Annotated in this window: 7 protein-coding genes; 3 read left to right on the top strand and 4 right to left on the bottom strand. The window is 45.7% G+C overall.

Translation table 11 applies throughout. The features are described from left to right. Positions 1-70: 70 nt before the first annotated feature. The 3 genes from hisA to BTV99_RS04835 all read left to right on the top strand — a co-directional run bounded on the left by hisA (position 71) and on the right by BTV99_RS04835 (position 3,234). Positions 71-808, top strand: a complete 738-nt coding sequence (hisA, locus tag BTV99_RS04845) for a 1-(5-phosphoribosyl)-5-[(5-phosphoribosylamino)methylideneamino]imidazole-4-carboxamide isomerase (RefSeq protein ID WP_075101256.1) — start codon at positions 71-73, stop codon at positions 806-808. A gap of 252 nt (positions 809-1,060) precedes the next feature. Continuing rightward, positions 1,061-2,716: a mechanosensitive ion channel family protein gene (locus tag BTV99_RS04840; RefSeq protein ID WP_172953028.1), complete on the top strand. Its 1,656-nt coding sequence runs from the start codon at positions 1,061-1,063 to the stop codon at positions 2,714-2,716. 257 nt (positions 2,717-2,973) lie between these two features. After that, a complete protein-coding gene (locus tag BTV99_RS04835) occupies positions 2,974-3,234 on the top strand; it encodes a hypothetical protein (protein ID WP_075101255.1) in 261 nt (86 codons plus the stop codon). Between the two features lie 106 nt (positions 3,235-3,340). Here BTV99_RS04835 and rnr read toward each other — a convergent pair whose 3' ends face one another. The 4 genes from rnr to thrS form a co-directional block, all read right to left on the bottom strand. After that, positions 3,341-5,632 (bottom strand): ribonuclease R, encoded by a 2,292-nt coding sequence (rnr, locus tag BTV99_RS04830; RefSeq protein WP_075101254.1) that lies wholly within the window; start codon positions 5,630-5,632, stop codon positions 3,341-3,343. 141 nt (positions 5,633-5,773) lie between these two features. After that, on the bottom strand, positions 5,774-7,018 hold the full coding sequence (locus BTV99_RS04825; protein WP_075101253.1) for a toxic anion resistance protein: 1,245 nt from the start codon (positions 7,016-7,018) through the stop codon (positions 5,774-5,776). A 500-nt stretch (positions 7,019-7,518) separates the two neighbouring features. Further along, positions 7,519-8,022, bottom strand: coding sequence for a translation initiation factor IF-3 (gene infC, locus BTV99_RS04820; protein WP_075101252.1), 504 nt, complete (start codon positions 8,020-8,022; stop codon positions 7,519-7,521). A gap of 23 nt (positions 8,023-8,045) precedes the next feature. Then, positions 8,046-9,980: a threonine--tRNA ligase gene (thrS, locus tag BTV99_RS04815; RefSeq protein ID WP_075101251.1), complete on the bottom strand. Its 1,935-nt coding sequence runs from the start codon at positions 9,978-9,980 to the stop codon at positions 8,046-8,048. Positions 9,981-10,999 lie beyond the last annotated feature (1,019 nt).

Here is a 10,999-nt window from a genome sequence, read left to right as displayed (position 1 = left end):
CTGCGGTAGTGTTTTAATATCAGTGATATTGTGATTACTTATTTTATTAGTGCGTTATAAGGAATGTCCTATGTGTGCTGTGCCTGTCATTATTCCGGCGATTGATTTAAAAGATGGTAAATGTGTGCGCTTAAAGCAAGGCCGTATGGAGGATGATACGGTGTTTTCTGACGATCCTGTGGCCATGGCGGCGCGCTGGGTAGAAGAAGGTGCTCGCCGCTTACATTTGGTGGACTTAAACGGGGCGTTTGATGGGATACCAGTACATAGACAAGTGGTCAATGACATCGCCAAGGCTTACCCAACCCTGCCTATCCAGTTGGGCGGCGGTGTGCGTAATATGAACACCATCGAGCAGTACATCACCGCAGGCTTGACGTATATTATTATCGGCACCAAAGCAGTCGAAGATCCCGACTTTGTCACTGAAGCTTGCCGTGAGTTTGCAGGGCATATCATCGTGGGTATCGATGCCAAAGACGGTATGGTGGCGACCCATGGCTGGGCAAATGTCACTGATACTCGCGCCACCGAGCTGGCCAAGCGCTTTGCCGATGTAGGCGTATCGTCAATCGTCTATACCGACATCGCCCGTGACGGCATGATGCAAGGCGTCAACGTCGAACAGACAGTCAATCTAGCTCGCGAAGGTGGCCTGCCTGTGATTGCCTCAGGCGGCGTGACCGACATAAAAGACATCGAGCTGCTAAAACCCTATGGCGACTGTATCGAGGGTATCATCACCGGCCGCGCCATCTACGAAGGCACACTCGATTTGCGTGCTGCTCAAGCATACCTAGACAGCTAAGCTTACCTAAAATTTGCTAAAAAATTACTCGCTAGGCTCTTACTTGCTGTGCTCAGCGCTCAATGGCGAGAATAGGCAACGCGCTACGGCTATCTGTTTGCTGCGCCATAGCGGCGGCGTCAAGCAAATAGCCGTATGTTTGCTTTATAGTAATAGACTCACGCCTAGCTGCTAAGCTAAGACAAAGGGCAGGGACCACGCTTGCATAAGACCTTGAGGTTTTGGCAATGATGCAACAAGCAAAGGATGCTTATGTCGATTTATCTAACGCAAAAAATGCCCACCATCATCCGCCGTCTGGCCAGTATATGCGGTCAGCTGCTGTTGCTATTGGCGCTGCTTTGTTCGCTGCCAGCTCATGCAGCTATTGAAGACGCTGCCTCCATTAGCGCTGCGCTCAGTGGTGACAATGTTGACAATGTAGAAGCGCTTGATGAAGACAATGCCGAGCCAGCACCTGCTACCTCTGACAGCATAGCTGAAACGCCAGAGGCCCTAGAGCCATCACCTGAGCCTACCCCGCCGCCCATCATCAGTGGTGAGAGCACCAATAACGCGCAAATCGAGACCACGCCAACTCCGCAAACAGATAATGATATCCGCCAACGTATCACTGGCATATTTTCAGAAATAGACGGGTTGCAAGCGGTCAATGTCAGCGTGACGCAAGGGGTGGTTACCCTGACGGGAGAGACGCCCAATGAAAAAAAGGCGCAGCAAGCTATTAACTTGACCAATCGCTTGACAGACGTGGTCACGGTCGAAGACCGAATCAATCGTACCCTCGATGTACAAGACAACGTCACCACTGTCTATCAAGGCCTAAAAGCACAGGTGACCAATCTAGTGAAGGCGCTACCGCTACTATTGGTCGGTATTGTGCTGTTTGCCTTGGTGACTTGGTTTGGCAGCTGGCTCTCCAATCGCAAAAAAATGTGGCAACGTCTGACGCCAAATCCATTTGTGGCAGAGCTACTGGCCCAAACCATCAAAGTCATTTTTATCATCTTTGGTCTGATCTTGGCGCTGAGTCTGATCGGCGCAGAGACTGTTTTGGGTACGCTACTTGGCGGGGCAGGCGTGATCGGTATCGCGGTTGGCTTTGCGGTCAAAGACACGATTGAAAACTATATTGCCTCACTCATGCTTAGTATCCGGCAGCCGTTTCGCGCGCGTGACCACATTGTCATCAATGGGCAAGAGGGTATCGTCGTGCGCCTGACATCGCGGGCGACTATTTTGATGACCTTAGATGGCAACCAGCTGCGCATTCCGAATGCCGAGGTCTTTAAAGGTACTATTCTAAATTACACCAAAAACCCTGAGCGCCGCTTTACTTTTGAGCTGGGTGTGGACGCCAACGATGACCCACTGGCAGCCATTAAGGTTGGGCTAGATGCGATACACCAGTTGGCGTTTGTCTTAGATGAGCCAAAAGCGATTGCTGTCATTACCAATGTCGGCGACTCAAATATCATTTTAGAGTTTCAGGTATGGGTGGATCAATCCGAGACCGATTTTTCTAAAGCGCGTAGTATCGCCATTCGCGAAACCAAGCACGCGCTAGAAAATGAAGGCTTTAGCTTACCTGAGCCCATTTATCGACTGCGTTTTAACCATAAATTAGAGCACGCTTTTGAGCAGATGCCACAAAACAACACCACCTCGGGTGCTACCCTTACGACCACCGTGCCCAGCGCTACCTCAAGCAATCAAGTGCCAAGCTCCACCGATGATAAAGATAAAGAGCAAGCAAAAGCCCGTGCCAAAACTATCCTGCAAGGCCGCAGTGGCAGCGATGTCCTCGATGCCCGCCCCGATGATAAGCTGATGGAAAAGGTCGAGCAAGAAATTGCCGAAAACTCAGATGAGACTGATTTGCTAAATAACAATAGCCCGCAAGAATAATCAGCTTAGCGCCTGTCCTCAACTCAATAGATAGCCACCTAAATGAGTGAAAAATGGCTAAATCTGGCCAAACAGGGCCAAATAGCTGACTAATATCTCGAGATTATCTGTGCTATCTTCCTTGTTTAGTGGCAATGTTTAGCGGCAGTTTATCTCATTTTTATCATCATTTTTAAAATGCGAACACGCCCTAAAAAACGGCATAAAAAGTGCAACAAAATAGATATTTGATGACTATCTAGAGACGAGACACTTTTATGCAAATGAAACATTTGATTATTTTCGCACTTGTGGGCATGGTGGCATTATTGGGTTTTAATCTGATAAGTGGGCATCAGCGTGATAAGCACAGAGAGGTACTAGTAAACAATAATAGCGCTGAGTCGGCGGCTGTGACAGATACAGGTGCAAACACTGGCGAAAATATTGCCAATCAGCCGTTAGGTCAGCAGCCCAAGGCCATCTTGGATGATGCTACCACGCAGATAGAGCAAGCACAGCGAGCCGAGCAGCAGTGAGTTGTGCAAGTGGCTAAAGCCCAGTAGCGTAGCGGGCACAAAAAAAGGCTAACACTGGATTAGCCTTTTTTATCAATACCTTTTTATCTACCACCTCTTATGTGGCTTAGCTTTTTTTGCTTGAGCCTTTGCGGTTGCTGCTCTTTTTAGCTGGTGATTTTTTGGTTGGTGGTTTTTTAGCTTGGTCTTTTTTGGTTTGGTCTTTTTTGGTTTGGTTCATCTCACTGGCTTGTAGCTTGGCTTGTAAATCAAAGTCAATTTGTAGCAAGTCCATATTGACGCCTGCGACTTTGACTTTGACCAAATCGCCCAGACCAAACAGCGTGCCTTTGTCTTTACCGATGAGCTGCTGCTGCGTCTCATCATAGACAAAGAAGTCATCGCCGACGTTTGAGATATGCACCAGACCGTCGATATACAAGTCAGTCAAGGTGACAAATAAGCCAAAGCTCGTCACGGTGGTCACCACGCCATTGAACTCTTCACCGACATGATCTTTCATGTAGTGACATTTGAGCCATGACTCCACAAAACGCGAGGCTTTTTCGGCGCGGCGCTCGGTATCTGAGGTTTGCGTGCCAGCACCTTCGAGTGAAAAATCCATCACTGGCTGCTTGCTACCCGTGACTTTTGCCTTGATCGCACGGTGTAGCATCAAATCAGGATAACGGCGGATGGGCGAGGTAAAGTGACTGTACTCGTCATACGCCAAGCCAAAGTGACCGATGTTGTCCGGCGCGTAGTTGGCCTGCATCATCGAGCGCAGCAGCATGCTATGGATACTAATGGCATCAGGTCTGTCTTTGGTGGCTTCGATGATACGCTGATAATCGGCCTGCGTTGGGCTTTCTTCTGGGAAGCTCAAACCAAAGTTTTTGGCGTATTCATGGATACGCATGGATTTTTCGCTATCTGGCTGATCGTGGTTACGATACAAGACAGGCAGTTCATGCTTGAGAGCAAAGTTTGCCGCACAAGTATTGGCCAGTAGCATACATTCTTCGATCAGCTTTTGCGCATCGCCGCGCGTACGTGGCAATATTGCTTCGATGCCACCTTTTTCATCAAACTTAATGTAGGTCTCTACTGTCTCAAACTCCATCGCATGGCGCTCTTCGCGTTTTTTCAAAAGCAGCTCGTAGAGTTGATGCAGTGTATCAATTGATTTTTTGACGTCTTTATTGCCTGTCAAAGAATCAGGCACGCTTTTGTCTTTTGGATTGTCGAAATACGCGTTGACTTGGTTGTACGTCAAGCGTGCTTGTGAGTGCATCACACCTGGATAAAAATCATAGCCTGTGATTTTACCAGCGCGCGATATCTTGATATCAGCCACCATACATAGGCGATCAAGATCAGGGTTTAGCGAACACAGACCATTCGACAATACTTCAGGGAGCATCGGAATCACACGATGCGGAAAGTATACTGACGTACCGCGCTCATACGCGTCTTTATCTAACGGCGAGTTTGGCGTGACGTAGTAGCTGACATCTGCAATAGCCACTAAGACGCGGTAGTTACCACCTGAGCGTTTTTCGGCATATACCGCATCATCGAAGTCGCGTGCGTCTTCACCATCGATGGTGACTAAGGGCAAATGACGTAAGTCAGTACGGCCCTTTAGGTCTTTGTCAGTAGGCTCTTCGTAATCATTGGCTTGCTTGAGAGCCGCATCACTAAATTCTGATGGAATATCATAATTGAGCAACGTCGTTTCGATGATCAGCTCGCGGTCGTTATCATCGGAGAGGACTTCAGTGATTTTGCCAGTAGCAAACTCGTGCTGGTTTGGCCAATCGATGATGTCTATTTTGACGGGCGCGCCTTGCTTGGCGTTTAGAGCCTGTACGTTGTCATCAGTGACAGTAATGGGTTGGTGATGGTTTGGACTACCAAGCTCGACACAGTAGCCTTCATCATCACGTGTTAGCGTGCCGATGAAGTTGTTTTGACGACGCTCTATGATATCGACGATGCGGCCTTCGGTGCGACCGCGATTGTCTGTTGAGGTGCCGATCGCGGCTACCGTATCGCCATTAAATACCCAGCGCATTTGTTTTTCGTGCAAAAACAAATCGGGCATGTCTTCTAATAATACAAAGCCAAAACCTTTGGGATGCGCCGACACAGTACCGGTGACCACATCTTGTTTGGTCACTGTCCGATAACGATAAGGACGACCTTCACGGTTTACTTGACCGTCGCGTGCCATGGCTTTTAGGCGATTGCCCAGCGCATCAAACTGATCTGGGTCTTCAATCTCAAAGATCTGCGCCAGTTGCTTGTGAGTGACTTCGCCATGCTCATTAATCGTGCCCAGTATCAGCTCGCGACTAGGGATAGGATTGTCATATCTTTTTGCCTCACTTGAGGCGTTTGGATCGTTCCAACTCATAAATTACCGTATCTATTTTTAAAATTATTAATAAGGGCTATCTTAACACGAACGACGAGGCAATATCTTGCGTCAATCGCCTAATCTGTATTAAGTCGCAACAAGCTGTCTGCTTTTAAAGAAGACAGCTGAAAAAAACCATCAAATATCGATATCCACCGCACTAGACTTATCGGTGATTTTTTTGCTGTCTAATTCCTTTGAGACCTCTAGCACCGTGGTCTGATTGGATTTGTCGAGATACTTTTGTGCTTTATCGACCTCAGTGGTCAAGGTATTGACCGTTTGTTTCATGTTCTCTAGCGCTTCAATTTTATAATTGCTGATCATGTCCATCGTATCATAGACATTATTGAAGGCGTTTTGCAGTTTATCAAGCTCGATACTGCTGCTGGTCGCCTGCTCATGGATCTCGCCCGATTGGCGTTTGAGCATCGCAGAGGTCGATTCGATCAAACTGCTCGTAGTTTTATTAAGCGCAGTGATTTGATCAAGTACCAGTTTTTGATTGGTCATCGCTTGTGCGACCACCACCGCCGTGCGGAGCGCTGAGATGGTCGTCGTGGTCGCGCGGTCGACACCTTTGATCAGCTCCAGATTATTTTTGCGAATGGTATCAAGCGCCAAATAGCCTTGGACGTTGACGGCCAACTGCGTCAAAAAGTCGGTATTTTTTTGGCGCACATAAAATAGCATCTCTTCTTTGATGATGCGCGCTTTTTCTGGGTCAGCCGCCTCGATGGCATAGACTTTTTGCTCCAACTGCTCATCGATTTTTTTACCCACGTAAATGTACTGACGAATCGATTGCATCAGCTCCCACATATTGACTTTTTCTTGCTCGATCATGGCATTGTCTTTGAGCAGCTCGTCTTTGCCGTTATAGAGACTGGTCACGACAGCATTGATATGTGACTGCGCTGACTCGTATTGACGAAAGTAATCTTGAACCTTATTGCCAAAAGGAATAAGGCCAAACAGCTTGCGTGAGCTGGTCAAATCTTTTTTGCTAGGGTCCAAATCTTCGACGATACCACGCAGCTCTGTCAGAGATTTGGCGATAGGGGAGTTATCAAACAGATTGTCGTTGATGCTCTTTGCTGGCAGCTCGAGCATACGATTAGAGACTTGCGCGGACTCACGAATCTCTTTATTGCCTAAGTTATGTATGGACTGGACGTTTTGCTGAAACTCAGGGCTATGTACAGAGTTGGTGATGACATGATCGACAAAAGCATCAACTTTAGCATCGAGCTCTGGTATTTGGCTTTTATCGAGAGTCACCATCTGGTCGGCTTCACTTTTTTGTACTTCTTTGACGGGCTCAGGCGGCGTCAGTGAAATGCTTGGCGCAGCGGCGTTTTCTGGTGGCGTCAATTCTTGCATAAAGTTTCCTATAATCTCTAAAAGGACAAAATCAGTAATATATCATCCGTGCGGTTTATGTAGTGTCGACTATATCGGGTATTGTTTTATTTAAAAGACAAGTCGCGGCCTGTATGTCACAGCCTGTGTCTTATATAAAGCCGAATAAATACAAAGGCGAATGAATACAGAGCCATTGAGCTTTAGACTAACTGGTAATGAAAAGCTTGAGAAGAGAGGTTTTGTAAAATAGCGTCAGCTTGTGATACCAAAAACAGCGTTTAAAACGCTATAAATGATAAAAACTATAGGTGATAAAAGCCATGGCTAATAAAGGCAGTATCGCTGCTTATGATAAAGAGGCAGAAAGCCTATATACAAAAAAACCATCAATATCCCGTAGCATATTGATGGTCAACAGTATAAGTATCCATATTAATCAATACCGACATTATCTAACATCGGCGGATTAGCATGCCGATTGACAGCCGCCACTAACTAATAGCAATCTGGTTAGTCGATCACTTTTTCTTAGTTGGGCCGAGCAGCATACCCATCTGACGACCTTCCATCTTAGGATATTGTTCGACGTTTGAGATATCAGCGGTATCTTCAATGATGCGGTCAAGTTGCTTGCGACCAATATCTTGGTGCGCCATTTCGCGTCCACGGAAACGAATACTAATCTTAACCTTATCTTGAGCTTCCAAAAAGCTGATAATTTTACGCAGCTTAACTTGATAATCCGCCTCTTCAGTACTGGGGCGTAGTTTCATCTCTTTAAGCTGAGTCTGCTTTTGGTTTTTCTTAGCTTCTTTGGCCTTTTGTTTTTGATCATATAAGAAATGCTTGTAATCCATGATCTTACATACAGGCGGTTTTGCTTCAGGAACCAATTCGACCAAATCTAAGTTTTCATCACGCGCCGCTTTCATCGCGGTTTCGATATCGACCACGCCCATTTGTTCGCCGTCTTCTTTAACGAGTCGGACTTCTTTGACTTTGATATCTTCGTTGATGTTCAAACGGTTGGACTGTTTAATAGGTATTACTCCTCATCTGTTTTTGGGGTCTGTCGGCCTTTTTTACCGACAGCGGTCTGTACTAATGCCATAAAGTCAGAGATACTCATCACGCCAAGGTTTTCGCCTTCACGCGTCCGGACATTGACGCTGCCCGTTTCAATCTCTTTATCCCCTAATACTAGCATATAGGGGATACGTTCTAATGTTTTCTCTCGTATCTTAAATCCAATCTTTTCGTTACGCAAGTCGCTAACGGCTCGAATACCGACGTTTTTCAGCTCATTAACCACATTTTCACAAGCCTCTGCTTGCTTGTCAGTGATATTCATCACCACCACTTGCTTGGGTGCAAGCCATACTGGCATCCAACCGGCATAGTGTTCGATCAAAATACCGATAAAACGCTCGAAAGATCCTAAAATAGCACGGTGTAGCATGATTGGGGTTTCACGCTCGTTTTGTTCGTTGACAAACTCTGCATCAAGACGCTCAGGCATATTGGGGTCGACCTGAATGGTACCGCACTGCCAGACGCGGCCTAGAGAGTCTTTTAGACTAAATTCAATTTTGGGACCATAAAACGCGCCTTCACCCGGCAAGTATTCCCAATCGAGACCTGAGCTGTCGAGAGCATCGGCCAAAGCTTTTTCGGCAAAATCCCAAGACTCATCAGAGCCGACACGCTTTTCAGGGCGGGTGGAGAGCTTCATGATGATGTTATCAAAGCCGAAGTCTTCGTAGACTTTTAGGGTTAGTTTAATAAAGTCAGCGACCTCTTGCTGAATTTGTGCTGCGGTACAGAAGATATGCGCATCATCTTGCGTAAAGCCGCGTACGCGCATCAAACCATGCAAGGAGCCTGATGGCTCATTACGGTGACATGAACCAAACTCTGCCATACGCAGTGGCAGGTCACGATATGACTTTAGGCCTTGGTTAAATACTTGCACGTGACACGGGCAGTTCATTGGCTTTACCGCATAATCACGGTTTTCGCTGGCAGTGGTAAACATATTGGTGGCATAATTACCCCAGTGGCCTGAGCGCTCCCACAAGCTACGATCGACGATTTGCGGCGTTTTAATTTCTTCATAGCCGTGATCGTGTTGGACTTTGCGCATATATTGCTCAAGCACTTGATAAATCGTCCAGCCATTAGGGTGCCAAAACACCATGCCCGGCGCTTGCTCTTGCATATGAAACAGATTGAGCGCTTTACCAATTTTACGGTGGTCGCGTTTTTCCGCTTCTTCAATACGCTGGATATAGGCCTTTAGGTCTTTTTTATCAGCCCACGCTGTACCATAGATACGTTGCAGCTGCTCGTTTTTGGCATCACCGCGCCAGTATGCACCCGACATTTTGGTCAGTTTAAATACTTTTAAGAAGCGCGTATTTGGCACGTGTGGACCACGGCACATATCGACATATTCTTGATGGTGATACAGACCAAAGGCTTCTTCACCCGGCATATCATTGATCAGTTTCAGCTTATAATCTTCGCCGCGCGCTTCGAATATCTTGATGACTTCATCGCGCGGTGTCATTTTTTTGATAACATCATAATCTTGTTTGATCAGTTGCATCATGCGTTTTTCGATGGCTTCCATATGCTCAGGGGTAAACGGCGTCTCGCTATAGATGTCGTAATAAAAACCATCTTCGATGACCGGTCCGATGACCATTTTTACCTCTGGGTAGAGCTGTTTTACTGCATGACCTAACAAGTGGGCGCAGGAGTGGCGAATGATATCGACACCGTCAGCGTCTTTTGGCGTCACGATTTCAACTTTGGCATCATGGGTGATCGGATCGTGTGCATCGACTAATTGACCATCAACGCGCCCAGCGACCGTCGCTTTGGCAAGTCCTGCACCAATACTCTGCGCCACTTCCATGACGGTTGTATTGCCTTCAAAGTTTTTTACGCTACCATCTGGTAAAGTAATCGCTACCATAATCTATTCACCTTTTTGGATCCGTTGGCAGTGATGATTGCAACCATCAATCATATAACCGTAAGACCGCATCAATTATATCTAACTGCTGTGATATGTTAAGAAAAGTACCACCCAAAACACTAAGTTGAGACGATATTAATAGCAGGCTTTTGGCCACTTTATCTAAAGGCTCACTTTAGCATTACAAGGTAGTGTCATAAAAGCCACTATTATAGCAAACACTGCCTAGCAACACTAGGTTGGAGACTATAGATACAAAGTGACAAAAGTGTTATGACAAGCGACGTCAGCACGGTGACTGTTTAAGTATCGATGCAGCACTTGATGCTTCAAAGTTATCTAATTACCGATGCTATGAAAAATAACGTTTCATCTCGCTGCATCATGTTTATATCGGGTTGACTATATAAGTATTTATTAAGCAGATTTCAATAGGTAATAGATAACGCCAATTTTGCTACCACTATATAACTAATGAAGTGATGATGGTTTAAGTCGCATCGCTGTTTTAAAAAGTTTTTTCACTAACATATTGAAAACACTAGTCTATTTTATATTTATCAAAATTAATTAAAAAACTTATCAAAAAGCAGTTGACACCCGTCAGAAACTCTCTATAATACGCACCTCATCAGGACGAGCTAAGCATTACTAGGGTAAATTACATAGTAACAACGCAGCGAACCTTGAGAAACAAATTAGATAAAAAAGCTTGACAAACCAAATCGTTATGATATGATAGTCGGCTCGCTAGATAGGATAAACCACTAAGGTTTAGCGCTATTTAGCCTTACTTACTATAAGTAAGCGAAATATCTTACTACTGGACGACAGTATAAGACACTATTTAAAAGCACAACTAAAGAACAACTTGTGTGGATTTTTGCTGATTTAGAATGCTAAAAAATAAAGTTGGTTTTGACTTCTTTTCGGAGTCAGTTCTAACTATAAAAATTATCATTTACTCAGCAGAAAAACTCAAAGTTAATTCATTACGAACATAATTTTAAGCGATT

Source organism: Psychrobacter sp. Rd 27.2, assembly GCF_001921755.1.
Taxonomy (GTDB): domain Bacteria; phylum Pseudomonadota; class Gammaproteobacteria; order Pseudomonadales; family Moraxellaceae; genus Psychrobacter; species Psychrobacter celer.
Note: the sequence above shows the minus strand (reverse complement) of the source record. Positions and strands in the feature narration are given on the sequence as shown.